General features: G+C 59.9%; 23 protein-coding genes. 21 read left to right on the plus strand and 2 right to left on the minus strand.

Annotated features, from left to right (window positions below; all coding sequences use genetic code 11):
* Positions 1-57: 57 nt before the first annotated feature.
* The 21 genes from CKW14_RS27140 (at position 58) to CKW14_RS27240 (ending at position 18786) form a co-directional block, all read left to right on the plus strand.
* Positions 58-1251 (plus strand): PAS domain-containing sensor histidine kinase, encoded by a 1194-nt coding sequence (locus CKW14_RS27140; protein ID WP_176471350.1) that lies wholly within the window; start codon positions 58-60, stop codon positions 1249-1251.
* Positions 1252-1256: 5 nt separating this feature from the next.
* The gene (locus CKW14_RS27145; RefSeq protein WP_095126506.1) at positions 1257-2648 is read left to right on the plus strand and encodes a sigma-54 dependent transcriptional regulator; all 1392 of its coding nucleotides are present in this window, start codon (positions 1257-1259) and stop codon (positions 2646-2648) included.
* A gap of 128 nt (positions 2649-2776) precedes the next feature.
* Positions 2777-3106, plus strand: a complete 330-nt coding sequence (fliE, locus tag CKW14_RS27150) for a flagellar hook-basal body complex protein FliE (RefSeq protein ID WP_038363826.1) — start codon at positions 2777-2779, stop codon at positions 3104-3106.
* A gap of 15 nt (positions 3107-3121) precedes the next feature.
* Positions 3122-4909: a flagellar basal-body MS-ring/collar protein FliF gene (fliF, locus tag CKW14_RS27155; protein ID WP_095050177.1), complete on the plus strand. Its 1788-nt coding sequence runs from the start codon at positions 3122-3124 to the stop codon at positions 4907-4909.
* Positions 4902-5921 carry a flagellar motor switch protein FliG gene (gene fliG / locus CKW14_RS27160; RefSeq protein WP_016771079.1) on the plus strand — a complete coding sequence of 340 codons (1020 nt, stop codon included), beginning with the start codon at positions 4902-4904 and terminating at the stop codon, positions 5919-5921. The genes fliF and fliG overlap by 8 nt, the downstream gene beginning before the upstream one ends.
* A gap of 4 nt (positions 5922-5925) precedes the next feature.
* Entirely contained in the window at positions 5926-6732 is an 807-nt protein-coding gene (gene fliH, locus CKW14_RS27165; RefSeq protein WP_095126507.1) for a flagellar assembly protein FliH, read from the plus strand.
* Entirely contained in the window at positions 6722-8080 is a 1359-nt protein-coding gene (gene fliI / locus CKW14_RS27170) for a flagellar protein export ATPase FliI (protein WP_093439720.1), read from the plus strand. The genes fliH and fliI overlap by 11 nt, the downstream gene beginning before the upstream one ends.
* Positions 8081-8086: 6 nt before the next feature.
* Complete coding sequence (gene fliJ / locus CKW14_RS27175; protein ID WP_093439724.1) at positions 8087-8536, plus strand: flagellar export protein FliJ; 450 nt, start codon at positions 8087-8089, stop codon at positions 8534-8536.
* Positions 8537-8694: 158 nt separating this feature from the next.
* Positions 8695-9000: an STAS domain-containing protein gene (locus CKW14_RS27180; RefSeq protein ID WP_095050179.1), complete on the plus strand. Its 306-nt coding sequence runs from the start codon at positions 8695-8697 to the stop codon at positions 8998-9000.
* A gap of 5 nt (positions 9001-9005) precedes the next feature.
* Positions 9006-10709 carry a fused response regulator/phosphatase gene (locus CKW14_RS27185; RefSeq protein ID WP_095050180.1) on the plus strand — a complete coding sequence of 568 codons (1704 nt, stop codon included), beginning with the start codon at positions 9006-9008 and terminating at the stop codon, positions 10707-10709.
* A gap of 31 nt (positions 10710-10740) precedes the next feature.
* Positions 10741-11088 (plus strand): Hpt domain-containing protein, encoded by a 348-nt coding sequence (locus tag CKW14_RS27190; RefSeq protein ID WP_095050181.1) that lies wholly within the window; start codon positions 10741-10743, stop codon positions 11086-11088.
* 104 nt (positions 11089-11192) lie between these two features.
* Positions 11193-12563 carry a flagellar hook-length control protein FliK gene (locus tag CKW14_RS27195; RefSeq protein WP_095126508.1) on the plus strand — a complete coding sequence of 457 codons (1371 nt, stop codon included), beginning with the start codon at positions 11193-11195 and terminating at the stop codon, positions 12561-12563.
* 450 nt (positions 12564-13013) lie between these two features.
* A complete protein-coding gene (gene fliL / locus CKW14_RS27200) occupies positions 13014-13517 on the plus strand; it encodes a flagellar basal body-associated protein FliL (RefSeq protein ID WP_007920033.1) in 504 nt (167 codons plus the stop codon).
* Positions 13518-13526: 9 nt separating this feature from the next.
* Entirely contained in the window at positions 13527-14495 is a 969-nt protein-coding gene (fliM, locus tag CKW14_RS27205) for a flagellar motor switch protein FliM (protein WP_003222890.1), read from the plus strand.
* Positions 14496-14550: 55 nt separating this feature from the next.
* Positions 14551-15000, plus strand: coding sequence for a flagellar motor switch protein FliN (gene fliN / locus CKW14_RS27210; protein WP_008077656.1), 450 nt, complete (start codon positions 14551-14553; stop codon positions 14998-15000).
* Entirely contained in the window at positions 15001-15453 is a 453-nt protein-coding gene (gene fliO, locus CKW14_RS27215) for a flagellar biosynthetic protein FliO (RefSeq protein ID WP_093439747.1), read from the plus strand.
* Complete coding sequence (fliP, locus tag CKW14_RS27220) at positions 15453-16211, plus strand: flagellar type III secretion system pore protein FliP (RefSeq protein WP_095050183.1); 759 nt, start codon at positions 15453-15455, stop codon at positions 16209-16211. Before fliO ends, fliP begins: the two co-directional genes overlap by 1 nt.
* Positions 16208-16477: a flagellar biosynthesis protein FliQ gene (gene fliQ / locus CKW14_RS27225; RefSeq protein ID WP_038363854.1), complete on the plus strand. Its 270-nt coding sequence runs from the start codon at positions 16208-16210 to the stop codon at positions 16475-16477. Before fliP ends, fliQ begins: the two co-directional genes overlap by 4 nt.
* A gap of 3 nt (positions 16478-16480) precedes the next feature.
* Entirely contained in the window at positions 16481-17266 is a 786-nt protein-coding gene (gene fliR, locus CKW14_RS27230; RefSeq protein WP_093439752.1) for a flagellar biosynthetic protein FliR, read from the plus strand.
* Between the two features lie 3 nt (positions 17267-17269).
* Positions 17270-18409: a flagellar biosynthesis protein FlhB gene (gene flhB / locus CKW14_RS27235; protein WP_093439755.1), complete on the plus strand. Its 1140-nt coding sequence runs from the start codon at positions 17270-17272 to the stop codon at positions 18407-18409.
* 140 nt (positions 18410-18549) lie between these two features.
* Complete coding sequence (locus CKW14_RS27240; RefSeq protein WP_095050185.1) at positions 18550-18786, plus strand: hypothetical protein; 237 nt, start codon at positions 18550-18552, stop codon at positions 18784-18786.
* A gap of 166 nt (positions 18787-18952) precedes the next feature.
* Here CKW14_RS27240 and CKW14_RS27245 read toward each other — a convergent pair whose 3' ends face one another.
* On the minus strand, positions 18953-19312 hold the full coding sequence (locus tag CKW14_RS27245; protein ID WP_095050186.1) for a DUF6124 family protein: 360 nt from the start codon (positions 19310-19312) through the stop codon (positions 18953-18955).
* Positions 19313-19864: 552 nt separating this feature from the next.
* A complete protein-coding gene (locus CKW14_RS27250) occupies positions 19865-22477 on the minus strand; it encodes a hypothetical protein (protein ID WP_095050187.1) in 2613 nt (870 codons plus the stop codon).
* Positions 22478-22655 lie beyond the last annotated feature (178 nt).

Raw genomic sequence — 22655 nt, forward strand, 5'->3', positions numbered from 1 at the left:
AACGTTCCGTTTAACTGACGGTCAGCCAAGCGAGAAAGCACAATGCCCCACGCCCAGATGTCTACTGCCTCCAGTCCCGAGGGGCAGCCGTCCTCCGTAGAGCAGGCAAGCCGACAGGGCCTGGAGCAGGCATTCGAGCTGTTCAGCCAGATGTCCAGCCAGCTGACGGACTCCTACAGCATGCTTGAAGCGCGGGTGACCGAGCTCAAGGGTGAGCTCGCAGTCGTCAGTGCCCAGCGCATGCAGGAGCTGGCGGAAAAAGAACGCTTGGCCAACCGCCTGCAAAATCTCCTTGATCTGTTGCCCGGTGGCGTCATCGTCATCGACGGTCACGGCATGGTGCGCGAATCTAATCCTGCCGCTATCGAACTGCTCGGCTTGCCGCTTGAGGGCGAGCTGTGGCGCCATGTGATTGCGCGTTGCTTTGCCCCGCGTGAAGACGACGGTCATGAAGTTTCCTTGAAAAATGGTCGACGCCTGTCGATCGCCACCCGTTCGCTGGATGCCGAGCCGGGGCAACTGGTGCTGCTCAACGACCTGACAGAAACCCGTCATCTGCAAGATCAACTGGCACGCCACGAGCGCTTGTCCTCGCTGGGGCGCATGGTCGCCTCGCTGGCCCATCAGATCCGCACGCCGCTATCCGCTGCTTTGCTCTACGCCAGTCATTTGACTGAGCAGCAATTGCCGGTCGCTACCCAGCAGCGTTTCGCCGGGCGCCTGAAAGAGCGCCTGCACGAGCTGGAGCACCAGGTGCGCGACATGCTGGTCTTCGCTCGCGGTGAGTTGCCGCTGACCGATCGCCTGACCCCGAACACCTTGATGCAGGCTCTGCAAGCGGCGGCGCTGACGCATGTCCAGGATCTGCCCATCCGCTGGCAGTGCGACAGTCATGTCGGTGAGCTGCTGTGCAACCGCGACACGCTGGTCGGAGCGCTGCTGAACCTGATCGAAAACGCCATTCAGGCCAGTGTCGGCGACGTCCGCCTGAAAGTGCATTGCTACACCCGTGACAACAACCTGCATCTGAGTATCAGCGACAGTGGCAGCGGCATCGAGCCTGCGGTTCTGGCGCGGCTCGGCGAGCCATTTTTTACCACCAAAGTCACCGGCACCGGCCTCGGCCTGACCGTGGTCAAGGCTGTGGCCCGTGCGCATCAGGGAGAATTGCTGCTGCGTTCGCGGGTCGGGCGCGGCACGTGCGCGCAGGTGATCCTGCCGCTGTTTTCCGCTGTACACGGAGCTGAGTAAAAGACATGGGCATCAAGGTTTTGCTGGTCGAGGATGACCGCTCATTGCGCGAGGCGCTGGCCGATACGTTGTTGCTGGCCGGGCACGATTACCACGCGGTCGGTTGCGCTGAAGACGCGCTGACGGCGGTGGCGCGTGAGGCGTTCAATCTGGTGGTCAGCGACGTCAACATGCCGGGCATGGACGGTCACCAGTTGCTCTCGCTGTTGCGGGCCCGCCAACCGCAATTGCCGGTGTTGCTGATGACGGCGCACGGCGCGGTCGAGCGTGCGGTCGATGCGATGCGCCAGGGCGCGGCCGACTATCTGGTCAAGCCGTTTGAACCCAAGGCCTTGCTGGATCTGGTGGCACGGCATGCGCTAGGCAGTATTGGTACAAGCGACGGCGACGGTCCGGTGGCCGTCGAGCCGGCCAGTGCGCAGTTGCTGGAGCTGGCGGCGCGGGTGGCGCGCAGCGATTCCACGGTGCTGATCTCTGGCGAATCCGGCACCGGTAAAGAAGTGCTGGCGCGTTACATTCATCAGCAATCCCATCGCTCCAGTCAGCCGTTCATCGCGATTAACTGCGCGGCGATCCCGGACAACATGCTCGAAGCCACGTTGTTCGGCCACGAGAAGGGTTCGTTCACGGGCGCCATTGCCGCACAAGCCGGCAAGTTCGAACAAGCCGACGGTGGCACGCTGTTGCTCGACGAAATCTCCGAAATGCCCCTCGGCCTGCAAGCCAAACTGCTGCGCGTGTTGCAGGAGCGCGAGGTCGAGCGCGTCGGGGCACGTAAACCGATTGCTCTGGATATTCGCGTGGTCGCGACCACCAACCGCGATCTGGCGGGCGAGGTGGCGGCGGGGCGGTTCCGTGAAGACCTTTTTTACCGTCTGTCGGTTTTCCCCTTGGCCTGGCGTCCACTTCGCGAACGCACTGCCGATATCCTGCCGCTGGCCGAAAGGTTGCTGGCCAAACACGTCAATAAAATGAAGCACGCGGCGGCGAAACTCTCGCCTGAAGCGCAGACGTGCCTGACCGCTTACCCGTGGCCGGGCAATGTGCGTGAGCTGGATAACGCCATTCAGCGTGCGCTGATCTTGCAGCAGGGCGGCTTGATTCAGCCGCAGGATTTCTGTCTGGCCGGTCCCGTGACGTACACCACGATGCCCGTCGTCGCGCCGGTGTCAGCGGTGCTTCGCGAGGTTGAAATCGAAGCGGATTCGGCCGGTGCACTGGGCGATGACCTGCGCCGCCGGGAGTTTCAGATGATCATCGACACCCTGCGCGCCGAGCGCGGCCGACGTAAAGAAGCGGCGGAAAAGCTCGGTATCAGCCCGCGCACCCTGCGCTACAAGCTGGCGCAAATGCGCGATGCCGGAATGGACGTCGAAGGTTATCTGTTCGCCACCTGACGTCTGGCGCAACGATTTGAAAACGCTTTTCTGAAAGGGGTGCCCATGAGCTGGCACCCTTGTTGCTAATACCTGTGTACCCGCCGAGTGAGTGTCAAAAAATTGCGGGCCGCCCAAGAGAGTAGACCATGAGCCAAGGTATTGAATTTAATCGGTTGATGATGGACATGAAGGCCATGAAACTGGACGCCATGTCTGCACCGAAATCGACGACCGCTGTCCCTGAACTGGCGGGCAGCAGCTTTTCCGACATGCTCGGTCAGGCGATCAACAAGGTCAGCGATACCCAGCAGGCGTCGACTCAGTTGGCCAACGCATTCGAAGTGGGCAAGAGCGGCGTCGATCTGACGGACGTGATGGTCGCTTCGCAAAAAGCCAGCGTGTCGTTCCAGGCTCTGACCCAGGTACGCAACAAGCTGGTTCAGGCTTATCAAGACATCATGCAGATGCCGGTTTAAGGACGAGATTGAGTCATGGCAGAAGCAGTCGCCGATAACGTTCCGGCCAAGGCCACCCCAATAGACGGCAAACCGCCGCTGTTCGGCTTGTCCTTCCTGGAAAACCTCTCCGAGATGACCATGCTGCGTCAGGTGGGCCTGTTGGTCGGCCTGGCTGCGAGCGTGGCGATTGGCTTTGCCGTGGTGCTGTGGTCGCAGCAGCCGGATTACCGTCCGTTGTACGGCAGCCTTGCCGGCATGGACGCCAAGCAGGTCATGGACACCCTGGCCTCTGCTGACATTCCTTACACCGTCGAACCGAACTCCGGCGCCTTGCTGGTCAAGGCCGATGACCTGTCCCGTGCGCGGATGAAACTCGCCGCTGCTGGTGTCACTCCCAGCGACGGCAACATCGGTTTTGAAATCCTCGACAAGGAACAGGGGCTGGGCACCAGTCAGTTCATGGAAGCGACGCGCTACCGTCGTGGCCTCGAAGGTGAACTGGCGCGGACCATCTCCAGCCTGAACAACGTCAAGGGTGCCCGCGTGCACCTGGCGATTCCGAAGAGTTCGGTGTTCGTGCGAGATGAACGCAAGCCAAGTGCTTCGGTTTTGGTCGAGTTGTATTCCGGTCGTTCGCTGGAGCCGGGTCAGGTGGTGGCGATCATCAACCTGGTGGCCACCTCCGTTCCTGAATTGAGCAAGTCGCAGATCACCGTCGTCGACCAGAAGGGCAACCTGCTCTCTGATCAGGCGGAGAACTCCGAAATGACCATGGCCGGCAAGCAGTTCGATTACAGCCGCCGCATGGAAAGCATGCTCACCCAGCGCGTGCACAACATTCTGCAGCCGGTATTGGGCAATGATCGCTACAAGGCTGAGGTCTCGGCCGACATCGATTTCAATGCCGTCGAGTCGACTGCCGAGCAGTTCAACCCGGATCAACCGGCGTTGCGCAGCGAGCAGTCGGTCAACGAACAACGCACCGCCAGCAATGGCCCGCAAGGTGTGCCGGGTGCTCTGAGCAACCAGCCGCCGTCGCCAGCCTCGGCGCCGCAAACCACCGGTGGCGCCGCAGCGCCGGCCGCTATGGTGCAGCCAGGCCAGCCGTTGGTTGATGCCAACGGTCAGCAGATCATGGACCCGGCCACCGGCCAGCCGATGCTCGCGCCATACCCGGCAGACAAGCGTCAACAATCGACCAAGAACTTCGAACTCGACCGTTCCATCAGCCACACCAAACAGCAGCAGGGTCGCCTGAATCGTCTGTCGGTGTCGGTGGTGGTCGACGATCAGGTCAAGGTCAACGCGGCCAACGGCGAAACCACACGCGCGCCGTGGAGCGCCGACGAATTGGCGCGTTTCACCCGTCTGGTCCAGGACGCCGTCGGTTTCGACGCCAGCCGTGGCGACAGCGTCAGCGTGATCAACATGCCGTTCTCCGCCGAGCGCGGCGAAGTGATTGCCGATATTCCGTTCTACTCCCAGCCATGGTTCTGGGACATCGTCAAACAAGTGCTGGGTGTGTTGTTCATCCTGGTGCTGGTGTTTGGTGTGCTGCGTCCGGTGCTCAACAACATCACCGGCGGCGGCAAAGGCAAGGAGCTGGCCGGTCTTGGCAGCGACGTGGAACTCGGTGGGATGGGCGGCCTGGACGGCGACCTGGCCAACGACCGCGTAAGCCTCGGTGGTCCGCAGAGCATTCTGTTGCCGAGCCCAAGTGAGGGTTATGACGCGCAACTGAATGCAATCAAGAGTCTGGTGGCCGAGGATCCGGGTCGCGTGGCTCAGGTCGTGAAAGAGTGGATTAACGCAGATGAGTGATAACCGAGCCGCTACCGTCAAACTGACCAAGGTCGACAAAGCCGCGATTCTGCTGCTGTCCCTGGGTTCGACCGACGCCGCACAAGTGCTGCGCCACATGGGCCCGAAAGAGGTTCAGCGTGTCGGCGTGGCCATGGCCCAGATGGGCAACGTCCATCGCGAGCAGGTCGAGCAGGTCATGAGCGAGTTCGTCGATATCGTCGGCGACCAGACCAGCCTAGGCGTCGGTTCCGACGACTACGTGCGCAAAATGCTCACCCAGGCCCTGGGTGAAGACAAGGCCAACGGCCTGATCGACCGCATCCTGCTCGGTGGCAACACCAGTGGCCTCGACAGCCTGAAATGGATGGAGCCACGCGCCGTTGCCGACGTGATCCGTTACGAACACCCGCAGATTCAGGCGATCGTGGTGGCGTACCTCGACCCGGATCAGGCCGGTGAAGTGCTGGGCAACTTCGACCACAAGGTGCGTCTGGACATCATCCTGCGCGTCTCGTCGTTGAACACCGTACAACCAGCAGCACTGAAAGAGCTGAACCAGATTCTCGAGAAGCAGTTCTCCGGCAACTCGAATGCCTCGCGCACCACCCTGGGCGGCATCAAGCGTGCGGCAGACATCATGAACTTCCTCGACAGCTCGATCGAAGGCCAGCTCATGGATTCGATCCGCGAAGTCGACGAAGACCTGTCCGGTCAGATCGAAGACCTCATGTTCGTGTTCAACAACCTCGCCGATGTCGACGACCGTGGCATTCAGGCGTTGCTGCGCGAAGTGTCCTCGGACGTGCTGGTGCTGGCCCTCAAGGGTTCGGACGAAGGCGTCAAAGAGAAGATCTTCAAGAACATGTCCAAACGTGCTGCCGAACTGTTGCGCGACGACCTCGAGGCCAAAGGCCCGGTGCGCGTCAGCGACGTCGAAACGGCACAGAAAGAAATCCTCACCATTGCCCGTCGTATGGCCGAAGCCGGCGAGATCGTACTCGGTGGCAAAGGCGGCGAGGAAATGATCTAAGCCCATGGACAAGCACGACGACGATGTGACGGATCTGATCCGTGCCCGCGATGTCCGTGGTTTCGAATCCTGGGCCATGCCCAGCTTCGACCCGCCGAAGCCGGAACCCGAGCCCGAGCCGGAACCCGAACCGCCGGAAATGGAAGAGGTGCCGCTGGAAGAAGTCCAGCCACTGACCCTGGAAGAACTCGAAAGCATCCGTCAGGAGGCTTACAACGAGGGCTTTGGCATCGGCGAGAAAGAAGGCTTTCACAGCGCCACGCTCAAGGTTCGTCAGGAAGCTGAAGTGGCGTTGGCGGCGAAGCTGGCCAGCCTTGAGCAACTGATGGCGAACCTGTTCGAGCCGATCGCCGAGCAAGACACCCAGATTGAGAAATCACTGGTCGACCTCGTGCAGCACATCACCAAACAGGTGATCAAGCGCGAGCTGGCCATCGATTCCAGCCAGATCGAACACGTCATGCGCGATGCGCTCAAGCTGTTGCCGCTGGGTGTCGAGAATGTGCGTCTGTACGTCAATCCGCAGGACTTCGAGCAGGCCAAGGCTTTGCGCGAACGTCATGAGGAAACCTGGCGCATTGTCGAAGACGAAGCGCTGTTGCCGGGTGGCTGCCGGGTTGAAACCGAGCACAGCCGCATCGATGCCAGCATCGAAACCCGCGTCGCTCAGGTCATGGCCAAACTGTTCGATCAGTTGCACGAGCAGGCTTTGCACCCGGCCGAGGCGGATCTGACTCTGGACATTCCAGAAGATGTAAAACCGGCGGCCACACCTGACGAGCCGCTCGCGGACGAATCCGATGCGCCTTGAACGCACCAGTTTCGCCAAGCGCCTGAGCACTTACGCTGAGGCCACCGAGATTGCCGGCGCGCCGATTCTTGAAGGTCGCCTGCTACGTATGGTCGGCCTCACCCTCGAAGCCGAAGGCCTGCGCGCCGCCATGGGCACGCGTTGCCTGGTAATCAATGACGACAGCTATCACCCGTCCCAGGTGGAAGCGGAGGTCATGGGCTTTTCCGGCAGCAAAGTCTTCCTGATGCCGGTCGGCAGCGTCGCTGGTATTGCCCCGGGCGCCCGTGTGGTGCCACTGGCTGATACCGGTCGCTTGCCGATGGGCATGAGCATGCTCGGGCGCGTGCTCGACGGCGCCGGACGTGCGCTGGACGGCAAGGGCGGGATGAAGGCCGAAGACTGGGTGCCAATGGACGGCCCGACGATCAACCCGCTCAACCGTGACCCGATCAGCGTACCGCTGGACGTTGGCATCCGTTGCATCAACGGTTTGCTGACGGTCGGTCGCGGCCAGCGTCTGGGTCTGTTCGCCGGTACCGGTGTCGGTAAATCGGTGTTGCTGGGCATGATGACCCGCTTCACCGAGGCCGACATTATCGTCGTTGGCCTGATCGGTGAGCGGGGTCGAGAAGTTAAGGAATTCATCGAGCACATCCTCGGTGAAGAAGGTCTCAAGCGTTCCGTGGTCGTCGCATCCCCTGCGGACGATGCGCCGCTGATGCGTCTGCGCGCCGCGATGTATTGCACGCGAATTGCCGAGTATTTCCGCGACAAGGGCAAGAACGTCCTGCTGCTGATGGATTCGCTGACCCGTTTCGCCCAGGCGCAGCGGGAAATCGCCTTGGCCATCGGCGAACCGCCGGCAACCAAGGGGTATCCGCCGTCGGTGTTCGCCAAATTGCCGAAACTGGTTGAGCGTGCCGGTAATGCGGAGAAGGGCGGTGGTTCGATTACCGCGTTCTATACGGTGTTGTCCGAAGGCGATGACCAGCAGGACCCGATTGCCGACTCGGCTCGAGGCGTACTTGATGGTCACATCGTGCTGTCCCGACGTCTGGCTGAGGAAGGGCACTATCCGGCCATCGACATCGAAGCGTCGATCAGCCGGGTAATGCCGGCGGTGGTTTCGCCGGAACACATGCAGCGCGCGCAGTACTTCAAACAGTTGTGGTCGCGTTATCAGCAGAGCCGCGATCTGATCAGCGTCGGCGCCTACGTTGCCGGCGGCGACCGCGAGACCGATCTGGCGATTTCCCTGCAACCGCAGTTAGTGCGCTACCAGCGTCAGGGCCTCAACGACAAAATCAACATGGGTGAAAGCCAGGCCTATCTCGAGACCTTGTTCGCCCCTGCGGCGGGCGGGTAACCGGCCATGGCCGTCAGCCGCGCTGCGCGCTTGGCTCCGGTGGTGGACATGGCCGAACAGGCCGAAAAAACCGCCGTGCAACGGCTGGGCTATTTTCAGGGTCAGGTCAAAGTCGCAGAAAGCAAACTCGCCGACCTCAATGCCTTTCGTCTGGATTACTCGCAGCAATGGATCGTGCGCGGCAGCACCGGCGTGAGCGGGCAATGGCTGCTCGGTTTTCAGGGCTTTCTGGCGCAACTCGACACCGCCGTCGACCAGCAGCGCCAGAGTCTGGTCTGGCACCAGAACAAGCTCGACAAGGCGCGTGAGGAATGGCAGCAGGCGTTCGCCAAGGTCGAAGGTTTGCGCAAACTGGTGCAACGTTATCGCGAAGAGGCGCAACGCCTTGAAGACAAGCGCGAGCAGAAGCTGCTCGATGAATTGTCGCAGCGTTTGCCGCGACAGAATCCGTTTTAAAGCAAGATCAAAAGATCGCAGCCTTCGGCAGCTCCTACAGAGGATCAGTGTAGGAGCTGCCGAAGGCTGCGATCTTTTGATCTGTCTTCTAACCTTGCCGCAACCCTGTGCAAGTGCTAAACCTTGTACAGGTTCGTCAATGACAAGGAAGCCAGTCAATGTCAGTCGTTACAGAAGTCTCTCCGGATGGTCACAAACTGACGATCTCGGTCAGGGGGCGGTTCGATTTCGGGCGCCATCAGGAGTTTCGCGAGTCCTACGAGCGACTCCAAAAGAAACCTGAGTCCATCGTGGTCGATCTGAAAGAGGCCACCTACCTCGACAGCTCCGCACTGGGCATGCTGCTCCTGCTGCGGGATCACGCCGGTGGCGATAATTCGGACGTGCGAGTCGTCAACAGCAACTCCGATGTGCGCAAGATCCTCGCCATCTCCAATTTCGACAAACTCTTCGACATCAGTTGACGGCCATGCAGGCGCAAGAGCCGCTGACCCTGTTGATCGCCGAAGACAGCGCCGCCGATCGCCTGTTGCTGTCGACCATCGTCCGTCGTCAGGGCCATAACGTCTTGACGGCGGCCAACGGTGCCGAAGCGGTCGATCTGTTTCGCCGGCAGCAACCCGATCTGGTCTTGATGGACGCGATGATGCCGGTCATGGACGGCTTCGAAGCCGCGCGGCAGATCAAGGCGCTGGCGGGCGAGACGCTGGTGCCGATCATCTTCCTCACGTCGCTGACCGAAAGCGAAGCGCTGGCCCGTTGTCTGGAGGCCGGTGGCGACGACTTTCTGGCGAAGCCTTACAACCAGGTGATCCTCGCCGCCAAAATCAAGGCGATGGATCGCTTGCGCCGCTTGCAGGCAACCGTGCTGCAGCAGCGCGACCTGATCGCCAAACACCATGATTACCTGCTCAACGAACAACGTGTGGCCAAAGCCGTTTTCGACAAAGTGGCGCATTCCGGTTGCCTGAGTGCGCCGAACATCCGCTACCTGCAATCGCCCTATGCCTTGTTCAACGGTGACCTGCTGCTGGCGGCCTACACGCCGGCAGGGGACATGCATGTGCTGTTAGGCGATTTCACTGGCCATGGCCTGCCGGCAGCCGTCGGGGCGATGCCCCTGGCCGAGGTGTTCTATGGCATGACCGCCAAGGGCTACGGCCTGGCGGAAACCCTGCGCGAGATGAACGCCAAGCTCAAACGCATCCTGCCGGTGGACATGTTCTGCTGCGCCACGTTGCTGTGCCTGAGTTTTCAGCGGCGTTCGGTCGAAGTGTGGAACGGCGGCATGCCTGACGGCTATCTGCATCGGATCGCCAGTGGTGAGCGTGTACCGCTGGCAGCGCGGCACTTGCCACTGGGTGTGCTGAGTGCGCAGGCGTTCGATGATCGTACGGAAGTGCATCCGATGGCTGTCGGTGATCGGGTGTTTCTGTTGTCCGACGGGGTGATCGACACCAGTGACGCCAGTGATCAGCTGTTCGGCGTCGAGCGTTTGCAGCAGGTGTTCGCCGCCAATCGCGAGCCGGATCGCTTGTTCGAGGATATCGAGCAGGCGCTGCGGGATTTTCGTGGCGAGGCGCGCGACGATGTCAGCATGGTCGAGGTTAGCCTGCTGGAGCCGGCGCAGGTCAAACCGTCGGCGCCGGTGTATTCCGACAGCGGCCAGTCGTGCCCGCTTGACTGGTCGGTGAGCTTCGAATTCCGTGGTGCCACACTAAAGCGTTTCAATCCGTTGCCGTACCTGTTGCAGTTGCTGCTTGAGGTGCATGGGTTGCGGGCGCAGAGTGGTGCTTTGTACAGTGTGCTGGCCGAGTTGTATTCCAATGCGCTGGAACATGGCGTGCTGGGTCTGGACTCCAGCCTCAAGCGCGATGCGGCGGGTTTTGCTCGCTATTATCAGCAGCGCAACGATCGGCTGGAGGCGCTGCAGGATGGCTTTGTCCGTGTGCATCTGCAGGTGCAGCCACAAGGCGGGGGCGGCCGGCTGGTGATTCGCGTTGAGGACAGCGGCAAGGGTTTTGATGTGGCGCGAGTCATGGAAAGGCCGCTGGACGGTGTCCGTTTGTCGGGGCGCGGCGTCAGTCTGGTCCGGCAATTGGGGCATAACGCCAGTTGGTCGGACGAAGGTCGTAGTGCCTGCGTGGAGTTTTCCTGGGAGGTTGAGGCATAATTCGCGCAATTCTTGATCAAGGAGTGAACAAGTGACTGACCAACATGTGGATCGCGACGTACTCGATACATTGCGTGACGTCATGGAGGAGAACTATCCGGATTTGCTGGATACCTTCCTGATAGATTCCGAAAGTCGCGTGCAGGTGCTGCAAACGACCGCCGATGCCGAAGTGCTATCGGAGGTTGCTCACAGCTTCAAGGGTAGCGCCAGCAATATGGGCGCGGTTCGACTGGCCGTGCTGTGCCAGAAGCTGGAAAGCGAAGCAAGGGACAAGAGTCCGGCAGAAAACGTCAGGCTGGTCGCCGATATCAGCGTCGAATTCGCTGAAATTCGCACTGTTTACGAAGACGAGCGACAGCACGCCACTACTCACTGATCCCGCCGTCCGGCGCTTTTTACGAGCGCCAGGCAAATCTGGCCCGGCACTTGCAGCTATCTCTGCAACTGTACCTACGATCCCAGTGCAGCGGAGACCGTTTCATGCCTGCGACCCCCAACATCCTTCTTCAGAATGCCGCTCAGGCCAAGGCGCAGGCCGCCTCGGCCAAATCGTCGGCTATGGCCGTAGACACCGGGGATAAAGCCTCAAGCTTCGCTAAAGTGTTCGCCGATCAGGGGTCAAACAAGCCTGTCGCCACCGCTGACAATTCGCCCAAGTCGGCGCGCGACAAGGTCGCTGACAACAGCGGCAAAAAGGACATCGCCAAAGATCCGTCTGCCGCTGCACAACCGGCGGTTGCCGATAGCGGCAACGACTTGCCTGCCGACAAAACCGCAGCGACCGATGACAGCAGCGCCAGCAGCGACGACAACACAGGCACCGCCCAGACGCCAGTCGTAGACGCGGCGCCGGTTGATCCGACGCTCGATCCGGCATTGGCAACCGCTGTGCAGCCGGTAGTCACGACGCCAGTTGTGCAGAATCCGGCGGTCGTCGCGACTGGCCAGCCTGAAACCGAAACGCCTGCGCTTGCCGCTCTGCCGGGGACGGTCAAAGATCCGGCACCGGCCACTGACAGCGATTTCGACCCTTCGGCCGATCCGCTCGACTCAATGCCGGCCGTGCGCATGGCGATGGAGCAGGGCGGGCACATTTCCGCCGCCAGCCAGGCGCAACCGAAAGCGTCGCCGGCTCAGGCTCAGGCCGACGGTGAATTGACTTCCGCGCAAACCTTCGCCGCCGGCATGGCCAGTATGCTCGACGTGCAAGCCGACAAGGACAGCACCAGCCAGGGTGGTGACAAAGCGTTCAGCGGCTTGATCGACGACGGCCTCAAAGATCTCAAAACGGCGACCAGCGATACCCGCGTCGATGACTTCGCCAACCGTCTGGCGGCACTGACGCAGGCGGCCACGCCGAAGACTGCGAACGCGGTACCGGTGAATCAGCCGATCGCCATGCACCAGAGCGGCTGGACTGAAGAAGTGGTCAATCGCGTCATGTATCTGTCGAGTGCCAATCTGAAGGCGGCCGACATTCAGCTGCAGCCGGCTGAACTGGGGCGATTGGATATTCGCGTCAACATGGTTCCGGACCAGCAGACCCAAGTGACCTTTATGAGCGCGCATCCAAGCGTGCGAGAAGCGCTGGACGGCCAGATGCATCGCCTGCGCGAAATGTTCAACCAGCAGGGCATGGGTCAGGTCGACGTCAATGTCTCCGACCAGAACCGTGGCTGGCAGGGGCAACAAGGTCAGGAACAGGCGCAGCAGGGCCAGAGTGGTCGCACCAGCGCGGCCGGCGGTCGCCTCGATTCGGCGGATGACGAATTGGTGCCTGCAACCATTGCTGAAGCCGCCGCTCAAACCACCAGCGTGATTGGCAGCAGCGCGGTCGACTATTACGCCTGAGCAAAATCAAGAGCCCCTCACCCTAGCCCTCTCCCAGAGGGAGAGGGGACTGATAGGGGGATGCTTGCGGAGTACGCCGACCGGATACTCCTGTTGTGAATCCATAATGGACTCGGTTTTTCAGGTCGATGTTTGACGTCTTGCACCTCGGTCGGCCCCCTGAAAACCCTCACCCTAGCCCTCTCCCAGAGGGAGAGGGGACTGATTGGGGGATGCTTGCGAAGTACGCCGACCGGATACTCCTGTTGTGAATCCATAATGGACTCGGTTTTTCAGGTCGATGTTTGGCGTCTGACACCTTGGTCGGCTCCCTCTCCCTCCGGGAGAGGGCTGGGGTGAGGGTGCCTTTGACTTTAGCGTTGTCTGCGCTACGGCCGACACTTCTGGCATAACACTTGCTCTTGCCTTGCCGTGCGACTGTGAAAACCCGATTAGTGACGGATTATTGGCATGGCGAAGAGCGAAACAGCAGCAGTGAAAGACCCCGCAACCAAAGGCAAACTCAAGCTGATCATTGTGATCGTGCTGGCGTTGCTGCTGGCCATTGGCGCGTCCGTGGGGGCGACCTGGTTCTTCATGCACAGCGCTCAGAGCAAGCCTGCCGAAGCCGCTGATGCAGCGCCTGTCGGCAAGCAGCCGGCGATTTTCGAGCCGATGGCGCCGGCCTTTGTTGCCAACTACAACCAGAACGGCCGTCAGCGCTACATGCAGGTGAGCATCACCATGCTGGCGCGTAATCAGGCCGATCTGGAAGCGCTCAAAGTGCACATGCCGGTGATCCGCAACAACCTGGTGATGCTCTTCTCCGGTCAGGATTTCGCCACCTTGGCGACCCCGGTCGGCCAAGAGATGTTGCGCCAGAAGGCCACCGCCAGCGTCCAGGAAGTGGCGCAGAAAGAGCTGGGCAAAGTGGTGATCGAACAGTTGCTTTTCACTAATTTCGTACTGCAGTAGGAACACGACATGGCCGTGCAGGATCTGCTGTCCCAGGATGAAATCGACGCGCTGTTGCACGGCGTCGACGATGGTCTGGTACAGACCGATAACGCTGCCGAACCCGGCAGTGTCAAAAGCTACGACCTGACCAGTCAGGACCGCATCGTCCGTGGACGCATGCCGACTCTGGAAATGATCAACGAGCGTTTTGCCCGCTATACCCGCATCAGCATGTTCAACATGCTGCGCCGCTCGGCGGACGTTGCCGTCGGTGGCGTGCAGGTGATGAAGTTCGGCGAATACGTGCATTCGTTGTACGTACCGACCAGCCTCAACCTGGTCAAGATCAAACCGTTACGCGGCACCGCGCTGTTCATCCTTGACGCCAAACTGGTGTTCAAACTGGTGGACAACTTCTTCGGCGGCGACGGCCGTCACGCCAAGATCGAAGGGCGTGAATTCACCCCGACCGAACTGCGTGTGGTGCGCATGGTGCTGGAACAGGCTTTCGTCGATTTGAAAGAAGCCTGGCAGGCGATCATGGAAGTCAATTTCGAGTACATCAACTCGGAAGTGAACCCGGCTATGGCCAACATCGTCGGCCCAAGCGAAGCGATCGTGGTCTCCACGTTCCACATCGAACTCGATGGCGGTGGCGGCGACCTGCACGTGACCATGCCGTACTCGATGATCGAGCCGGTGCGCGAAATGCTCGACGCCGGTTTCCAGTCCGACCTCGACGATCAGGACGAGCGCTGGGTCAACGCGCTGCGTCAGGACGTCCTCGATGTCGACGTACCCATCGGCGCCACCGTGGCGCGCCGCCAGTTGAAACTGCGCGACATCCTGCACATGCAGCCGGGTGACGTGATCCCGGTCGAGATGCCGGAAGACATGATCATGCGCGCCAACGGCGTGCCGGCCTTCAAGGTCAAGATGGGCTCGCACAAAGGCAACCTCGCGTTGCAAGTGATCGAGCCGATCGAGCGTCGCTGAAACGGCGCTCCTACCCCAAGCATTTAACTGAATTTTTGCCCGCCGAGGACAAATGATGAACGACGATATGAACGCCCAGGACGACCAGGCACTGGCTGACGAATGGGCTGCGGCCCTGGAAGAAACCGGTGACGGTCAAGCTGACATCGACGCCCTGCTGGCCGCCGACGCATCCAGCGGCTCGCGTCTGCCAATGGAAGAGTTCGGCAGCGTGCCGAAGAACAACGATCCGGTGACCCTCGATGGCCCGAACCTGGACGTGATTCTCGACATCCCGGTGTCGATCTCGATGGAAGTCGGCAGCACCGACATCAACATTCGCAACCTGCTGCAACTCAACCAGGGTTCGGTAATCGAGCTTGATCGTCTGGCCGGTGAGCCGCTCGACGTGCTGGTTAACGGCACGCTGATTGCGCACGGTGAAGTAGTTGTGGTCAACGAGAAGTTCGGCATCCGCCTGACTGACGTGATCAGCCCAAGCGAACGCATCAAGAAGCTGCGCTGAGTGAAACGGTTTCTCTGGGCTTTGCTGGCATTGCCATTGAGCGTGCTGGCCGCCGAGCCTTCAACGGCGACCACAGTGCCAGCCGCCACCGCGCCGATGGTCAACAGCGGCGTGGCCGGGCAACTGACGCAACTGGTATTCGGCCTGTTGCTGGTGCTGGGGTTGATCTTCTTCCTCGCCTGGCTGTTGCGCCGGGTGCAGCAGGCAGGTCCGGCAGGCAAGGGCCAGGTGATCGAGCTGATCGGTTCGCGCGCGCTCGGCCCGCGTGACCGTTTGCTGCTGGTGCAGGTCGGCAACGAGCAGATTCTGCTCGGCCTCAGCCCCGGCACCATCACCGCGCTGCATGTGCTCAAAGAGCCGGTCGAGGTGCCGAATACCAGCGAGAAAGCGACCCCGGAATTTGCCCAGCATCTGCTGAAGATTCTCGGCAAGGATCAGAAGGATAAGAAGTAATGGGTGCGTTACGCATCGTCTTGACGCTGGCCCTGTTGCTGGCCGCGCCGCTGGCATTCGCCGCCGATCCGTTGTCGATCCCGGCGATCACGCTGGGCACCAACGCCGATGGCGCGCAGGAGTATTCGGTCAGTCTGCAGATCCTGCTGATCATGACCGCCCTGAGCTTCATTCCGGCGGCCGTGATTCTGATGACCAGTTTCACCCGGATCATCATTGTCTTCTCGATCCTGCGTCAGGCCCTCGGCCTGCAACAGACGCCGTCGAACCAAATCCTCACCGGCATGGCGCTGTTCCTCACCATGTTCATCATGGCCCCGGTGTTCGACCGGGTGAACAAGGACGCGCTGCAACCGTATCTGGCGGAAACCCTTACCGCCCAGCAAGCGGTCGAAAAGGCCCAGGTGCCGATCAAGGACTTCATGCTCGCGCAGACCCGCACCAGCGATCTGGAGCTGTTCATGCGCTTGTCCAAACGTACCGACATTGCCACGCCGGATCAGGCGCCGCTGACCATTCTGGTGCCGGCATTCGTCACGTCCGAGCTTAAAACCGCGTTCCAGATCGGCTTCATGATCTTCATTCCGTTCCTGATCATCGACCTGGTCGTGGCCAGTGTGCTGATGGCGATGGGTATGATGATGCTCTCGCCGCTGATCATCTCGCTGCCGTTCAAAATCATGCTGTTCGTGCTGGTTGATGGCTGGGCGCTGATCATCGGCACCCTGGCCAGCAGTTTTGGAGGTGTCTCGCCATGACGCCGGAAGTTGCGGTCGATATCTTTCGTGAAGCCCTTTGGCTGACCACATTGATGGTCGCGATTCTGGTAGTGCCGAGCCTGTTGGTCGGCTTGCTGGTGGCGATGTTCCAGGCCGCTACGCAGATCAACGAACAGACCCTGAGCTTCCTCCCGCGTCTGCTGGTGATGCTGGTGACGTTGATCATCGGTGGTCCGTGGATCGTGCAGACGTTCATGGAATACATCATCCAGTTGTACAAAAACATCCCGATGGTCATCGGCTAAGCCATGCAATCGCTGCTTCAGCTGACCGACACCCAGATCAGTACCTGGGTGGCCTCGTTCATGTTGCCGCTGTTTCGCGTCGCCTCGATGCTGATGGTCATGCCGGTGTTCGGCACGACGTTGGTGTCGCGCCGGGTGCGCCTGTATTTCGCCGTGGCCATCACCGTGTGTATTGCGCCGAGCCTGCCGCCGATGCCGGCGGTCAGCCCGCTGGATCTCAGTGGCTTGCTGCTGATAGCCGAGCAGATTCTGGTCGGTGCGGTGCTGGGGTTTTCCCTGCAACTGTTTTTCCAGGCCTTTGCCGTCGCGGGGCAGATTGTCGCGATTCAGATGGGCATGGGCTTCGCCTCGATGGTCGACCCGGCCAACGGTGTCTCGGTGGCGGTGATCGGGCAGTTCTTCACCATGCTGGTGACTTTGCTGTTCCTGTCGATGAACGGCCATCTGGTGGTCTTCGAAGTCCTCACCGAAAGCTTCACCACGCTACCGGTCGGCAGCGGTCTGATGACCGCGCATTACTGGGAACTGGCCGGCAAACTCGGCTGGGTGCTGGGCGCCGCATTGTTGCTGGTGTTGCCGGCGGTGACGGCGTTGCTGGTGGTCAACATCGCGTTTGGCGTGATGACCCGCGCGGCGCCACAACTGAACATTTTCTCCATCGGTTTTCCGCTGACCCTGGTGCTCGGTCTGTTTATCGTCTGGGTCGGTCTGGCGGACATTCTCAATCAGTACCAGCCGCTGGCCACCGAGGCCTTGCAGTTGTTACGCGAACTGGCACGGGCGCGCTGAGTCATGGCAGAGAGCGAAAGCGGTCAGGACAAAACAGAAGACCCCACGGAGAAACGTAAAAAGGACTCCCGTGAAAAGGGTGAAATTGCCCGTTCCAAAGAACTCAACACCCTGGCCGTGACCATGGCCGGTGCCGGTGCGCTGCTGGTGTTTGGCGGCATGCTGGCCGAAGACCTGATGGAACTGATGCGCCTGAACTTCACGCTGTCGCGCGAAGTGATCATGGATCAGGGTTCCATGGGCGCGTTTCTGTTGCAGTCGGGCCAGATGGCGCTGCTGGCGATCCAGCCGATCATGATCACTCTGTTGCTCGCCGCGTTGATCGGGCCGATTTCCCTCGGTGGCTGGCTGTTCGCAGCGGGCTCCATGGCGCCCAAGTTCAGCCGGATGAACCCGGCGGCAGGCCTGAAGCGGATGTTCTCGTTCAAGGCTGTGGTCGAACTGCTCAAGGCCCTGGCCAAGTTCCTGATCACACTGGGCGTGGCGTTGGCAGTGTTGTCGGCGGACGTCGATGACTTTTTGCGGATCGCCCACGAGCCACTTGAAATGGCGATCATCCACAGCGTGACGCTGGTCGGCTGGAGCACATTGTGGCTGGCCTGCGGCCTGATCATCATCGCGGCTGTCGATGTGCCGGTGCAGCTCTGGGAAGCCCACAAGAAACTGCTGATGACCAAGCAGGAAGTGCGCGACGAGCACAAGGATCAGGAGGGTCGCCCGGAGGTCAAACAGCGCATCCGCCAGACCCAGCGCGAGATGTCCCAGCGGCGCATGATGGCGGCGATTCCCGACGCCGACGTGGTCATCACCAACCCGACCCACTACGCCGTCGCGCTCAAGTACGACTCGGAGAAGGGCGGCGCACCCGTGCTGCTGGCCAAGGGCAGCGACTTCCTCGCCCTGAAAATCCGCGAAATCGCCGTAGCCAACAACGTCATGCTCCTCGAATCGCCGGGGCTGGCGCGTTCGATCTACTACTCCACCGAACTCGAGCAGGAAATTCCTGGTGGTCTGTATCTCGCGGTCGCGCAGGTCCTGGCCTACGTCTACCAGATCCGCCAGTACCGTGCGGGCAAGGGCAAACGCCCGGATCCGCTCAAGGACGACTTGCCGATTCCGCCGGATCTGCGTCGCGACTCCTGACGTCGTTGTGCAGCCATTGGTCTGAGATCTCCCTTTACTGTCAACTCTGACAGGTGCGCTTGTCGTGATTTTGCAGTTTGATGCAAGGTGGCGCCGTGAACCTGGCGCGGTCATGCGGGCGAGTGCAAGGGAGCACGACAATGAAAGGTATTTTCAGCAGTTATGACGAAAAAACCGGAAGGGGCACCATCACGCCGAAGCCCTCGGGACGATGTATTTCCTTTGCCGAAGCCACGGGTTTTTTTCTGACGGCCAAAGAATACCGATTCAGCATTCCATTGCCCGATGCCCTGCGGGCGAGCGTCAAAGTCGGCGGCGAGGTCGAGTTCGAATTGCCCAAGAGCAAGAATGGAAAAGTAAAAATCCTCCGGTATTGACCACTGTTCGCAAAGCCGCTGAAAACGGGGCGGCGGTTTTTTATGATCGTTCCCACGCGCAGCAAAGGAATGCAGCCCGGGACGCTCCGCGTCCCTTCCAAAGCCGAACGCGGAGCGTCCGTTGAGGCATTCCTTTGCTGCGCGTGGGAACGATCATCGCGTGTCGCTACTGCGGCACCTCCAGATTATCCATCACCCGATTCACCGCCAGCTCACCGAGCATGATCAATTGCGCGATACCCAGCAGCGTCCTGCGCTGCGACGCGGGTATGAGGTGGGCGAAGTCATGGGCGATGGTTCTGGCGCAAGCGAGTGTTTCGCTGGCATCGGCCAGCAGTTCCTCGTTTTTGAAGTCTGCGGTGACGGCGTACATCCGGCGGGTCTTACGCGGTGGTGGCGTGGAGCCGGGTGGGCAGAGGTAGTGATCGAGGGCGCGGTCGGCGGCTTCGTGGAGTTTTTTTGAATCGAGGGATTCGTAGGGGGAGGTGGGGTCGGTTTCGGGTGGGTTGGGTGTTGGTTTGATCATGGTGAAGCTCCTTTGAGGTGGAGCCGCGACAACCTGTCGCTAAACAGGAGAGGTGGCGGCTGTACGCAGGTTAGCGAACCGGTCAAAGGCACCCGGCAGACCCGAGGGTCTCCCGCATACAGCCACCATGACGAAATCGCGAAAATACAGATCCGCAACGAAGCCTGGAACGCTGATGCACCTTTGACTTGAGTTCGAGTCGCTAAACCCGATCGCTGATTCGTCAGCGACCGACCCACAATAGAACCCGACCCCAAGGCGCACAAGCCGGCGGATTCTGGCGTAGCTGTAGGCAATGGCGCAAGAATTTGTAGCCTGAAAGGCGTGTCTGAAGGTGTCTTTTAAACGCCTGAGTTTAGAAGGCGATTTGCGCTGACTTCACTGGCCCCTTCGCGAGCAAGCTCGCTCCCACATTTGGAATGCATTTCCCTGTGGGAGCGAGCTTGCTCGCGAAAAGGCCATCCCGGTCAGCAGAAAAACCTTAATCAAGCCCCGCTGTTTAAATCACTGGTTCAATAAATCCGTTCCCTTTGTGCTTGGTTGTCCGACTGCTTATAGCCGCCTTACATAAATACTGTCGATACGGTATTCATTCCCCCCATCCGCATTGGCACCACCTCCCCGATCTTCATGACTCACAACATTAATTGTGTAAGAACCGCTAACCGGGACTCTAAAAATAGCGGTTTGTTCGTAATAGGCACCTGTTCGGGGAACGACAAACACTCCCAGAATTGCTAAACCGCTTGAGGTGCTTATGCTGATCCTCGGTGGAAGATTGTCAGGCTGCGGATTGATATTCGCTACTCGGTAGGTAAAGCGATAGGTTCTTGCCGCTTTGAACTGAAAGGTCCGGTGCAATGCAACACCCGAATTTCCCGAGTGTTCCCAAGACTTGTTCTCATAGTAGCCATTTTGTAGTGTGGCCCTTCTCGATGCAGGTCCAAACACCCACCCCCCAGTATTACCATTGAAATCAGTTATCGAGTCTTGCCAAGTATTGGCGAGAACGTTCAATTGCAGTGGAGGGGAGGCAGGTTTTTCCCACTGGCCCATAGTGTTAGCAACCAGATAGGTGATAGTGACCGGTTGGCCTGCATTGGCAATGAATACCGGTCGCGGGATCGAAAAGATCAGGGCAGCAATTTCTGCAACATCTTTTGATTCTGTTGTGTGTCCCGGAGCCACACCTTCAAGTTCGACTTTTACTGACTGCCCTACCGACATCCCGGTATAAGCCGGAACTTCAATACGCGCCCCTGTATCGGCGATGTCGTCAAAGTCCAGCGTCGGGCCCGGTATGTCCAGAAGTTTGGGAGCAGTCAATACCAGTGATTTAATCAAGTAGGTTCGCACTGGAAAAAGCACAGCTTCAGTTTCTGCTGTTCCTCCGGCCAGGTTTACCCAAAAACTGATTTTCAGTGTACTGCCGTGCTTGAGTGTCTTCAGCCAGCTAACTGGTAACTCACGGCTCAGACCGGGTAGTTGGGTGTGAAGTCCGCCGACAAGGTCGTTGAAGGGCTCAGCGGGAATGGCGTCCGTCACCACTTCGTAACGCAACCACAACCTTTGTCCGTTTGCTTCGCCGGGCCAGGGAGACACAGTCAAACGGTCACTGACCTGCAACTGAGTGACATCCAGTTCTGGCCCTTGATTGATTTGCGGTTTAGGCAAGCGCGAATCTTCAGGAGAAATTGGCTGGATTGTAAGAGCCAGTGGCGGAGATTTAGCTGCCTGACCACCGTCCCGATTCAAATTCCAGCGCAACCGAATTTCCTTGGCATGCCTGGCCGCCAAAAACGCCTGGCTCAACACCGTATTCACCCGCTTATTGCTGTTGAACTCCACCAATGGAAACTGCGGCGAGCCCGCCGGCGGATTGACCTCGACCAGTCGTGCACGGTCTCCTTTCACAGCGCCAAGATACTCGATGCGCACCGTCACCCCGTTCGGATAGGCAAGCACATCAATCGGATCAACGGCCGGTGCCACCAGAAAAGGGGGCAACAACACAATGGTGCTGCCGCCGATCACGTTGGGCGTGGCAGTCTCGGAGGTTGCAGTAGCAATGCCGTCGCGCACCAGTTCATATTTCGCCCGCGCCACGCTGCCGGCGATCACTTTGGCATTGGGCACCATCAGTTTGTAGGTGAACGGAATGCGCCCGACATCGGCCTCGACGGTGTGCGATACGACCGGGGCGTCTGGCTTGGTGGCGGTGTAGGTCACGCGGATTTTGTCGTTGGGCTGCCATGTCGGCGCGAAGGCGTGTACCAGAACAGTGAGATCCTTGCCGCCGAGTTTGGCCAGATCGATGGTGCTTGGGTCATCGCTCGGATCGTCCGGGTCTTCGGCCAGATCGGGGGCGACCAGTCGGGTTTCCTTCAGGTGAACATCGACCTCCACCGTTCCAGAGTACGGCGAGTCGGTGTCTGGCCCGTTGCCAAGCTGATCGGTTACGGTGTAGGAAAACACGAACTTCGAATTGTCCCCGGCCTGCTGGAACACATCTTCCCCAACCATCACGCAAATTGTCGTCAGTTCGGCTGAAGGGCTGGCCGGGGCTTCAGCGGCGGAGACGGTTCGCACGACATCCTTGCCGTTGCAGTTCAAGCGGATTACGTCGTAGGCGCGGCAGTAGGGGTAGGTAAAGCACACCTGCACACCTTGTTTGGCGCGCTCGGCATCAATGCCGTCATCGATCACGTCCTGCGGCAGGATCAGTTGCAGTTCGGAGTGGGCGCCGTCGCCGGGCGTGCGATCCTGATTGCCGGGGCGAATGGCGTTGTACAGCAAGGTCAACTCAGGCGTCGACGTGCCTCTGTTCTCGCTGCCGCGGGTGATGGTGTAAACAAGCGTGTTGAGTTGATTTGGCCGCAACAAGCCTTTGGGCAGGTAGAGGGTATGAACGGCATTTTCCTGGCCAGGCTGGATGGTTTTTGTCGCTTCGGTGCTGGCGTTGTTCAGCACCAGGCGGATCACGTCGCCCGCATCGACCGTACCGGCTAGCGGAGGATCGACGTCAATGGTCAGGCCCATGGGTTTGAGGTCATATTCGCGTTTGGGCACACCATAATGGGCACCCACTACAGGCGTAGTCGCTTCAGGAGCGCGAGGTGGGGAGAGCGCCAACACGGCGTTGTCGGGTGTCTGGGTTGTGGTCATGACTGACGCTCCTGAGCGGTAAAAGGGTCAGGTGTCATCAGAACGCTTAATTGCCGATTGCACACCTGTCAGATCTGACAGGTGCGGGTGATGATCAGACGAGTGGTCGTTTACTGGATGAAAAAAACCGCCGTTCGGGTTGATTCGGAACGGCGGTTTTTTTGCCTGAAAAGCTGTG

This window comes from Pseudomonas sp. Irchel s3a12, assembly GCF_900187485.1.
Lineage (GTDB): Bacteria > Pseudomonadota > Gammaproteobacteria > Pseudomonadales > Pseudomonadaceae > Aquipseudomonas > Aquipseudomonas neuropathica.

Coding starts and splice junctions, on each gene's coding strand:
- fliI (WP_093439720.1), top strand. CDS start 6,722: ATGCGCCTTGAACGCACCAGTTTCGCCAAGCGCCTGAGCACTTACGCT.
- CKW14_RS27185 (WP_095050180.1), top strand. CDS start 9,006: ATGCAGGCGCAAGAGCCGCTGACCCTGTTGATCGCCGAAGACAGCGCC.
- fliJ (WP_093439724.1), top strand. CDS start 8,087: ATGGCCGTCAGCCGCGCTGCGCGCTTGGCTCCGGTGGTGGACATGGCC.
- CKW14_RS27245 (WP_095050186.1), bottom strand. CDS start 19,312: ATGATCAAACCAACACCCAACCCACCCGAAACCGACCCCACCTCCCCC.
- fliQ (WP_038363854.1), top strand. CDS start 16,208: ATGACGCCGGAAGTTGCGGTCGATATCTTTCGTGAAGCCCTTTGGCTG.
- fliL (WP_007920033.1), top strand. CDS start 13,014: ATGGCGAAGAGCGAAACAGCAGCAGTGAAAGACCCCGCAACCAAAGGC.
- fliF (WP_095050177.1), top strand. CDS start 3,122: ATGGCAGAAGCAGTCGCCGATAACGTTCCGGCCAAGGCCACCCCAATA.
- CKW14_RS27145 (WP_095126506.1), top strand. CDS start 1,257: ATGGGCATCAAGGTTTTGCTGGTCGAGGATGACCGCTCATTGCGCGAG.
- fliE (WP_038363826.1), top strand. CDS start 2,777: ATGAGCCAAGGTATTGAATTTAATCGGTTGATGATGGACATGAAGGCC.
- fliP (WP_095050183.1), top strand. CDS start 15,453: ATGGGTGCGTTACGCATCGTCTTGACGCTGGCCCTGTTGCTGGCCGCG.
- CKW14_RS27195 (WP_095126508.1), top strand. CDS start 11,193: ATGCCTGCGACCCCCAACATCCTTCTTCAGAATGCCGCTCAGGCCAAG.
- fliR (WP_093439752.1), top strand. CDS start 16,481: ATGCAATCGCTGCTTCAGCTGACCGACACCCAGATCAGTACCTGGGTG.
- flhB (WP_093439755.1), top strand. CDS start 17,270: ATGGCAGAGAGCGAAAGCGGTCAGGACAAAACAGAAGACCCCACGGAG.
- CKW14_RS27250 (WP_095050187.1), bottom strand. CDS start 22,477: ATGACCACAACCCAGACACCCGACAACGCCGTGTTGGCGCTCTCCCCA.
- fliH (WP_095126507.1), top strand. CDS start 5,926: ATGGACAAGCACGACGACGATGTGACGGATCTGATCCGTGCCCGCGAT.
- CKW14_RS27240 (WP_095050185.1), top strand. CDS start 18,550: ATGAAAGGTATTTTCAGCAGTTATGACGAAAAAACCGGAAGGGGCACC.
- fliM (WP_003222890.1), top strand. CDS start 13,527: ATGGCCGTGCAGGATCTGCTGTCCCAGGATGAAATCGACGCGCTGTTG.
- CKW14_RS27140 (WP_176471350.1), top strand. CDS start 58: ATGTCTACTGCCTCCAGTCCCGAGGGGCAGCCGTCCTCCGTAGAGCAG.
- CKW14_RS27180 (WP_095050179.1), top strand. CDS start 8,695: ATGTCAGTCGTTACAGAAGTCTCTCCGGATGGTCACAAACTGACGATC.
- fliG (WP_016771079.1), top strand. CDS start 4,902: ATGAGTGATAACCGAGCCGCTACCGTCAAACTGACCAAGGTCGACAAA.
- fliN (WP_008077656.1), top strand. CDS start 14,551: ATGAACGACGATATGAACGCCCAGGACGACCAGGCACTGGCTGACGAA.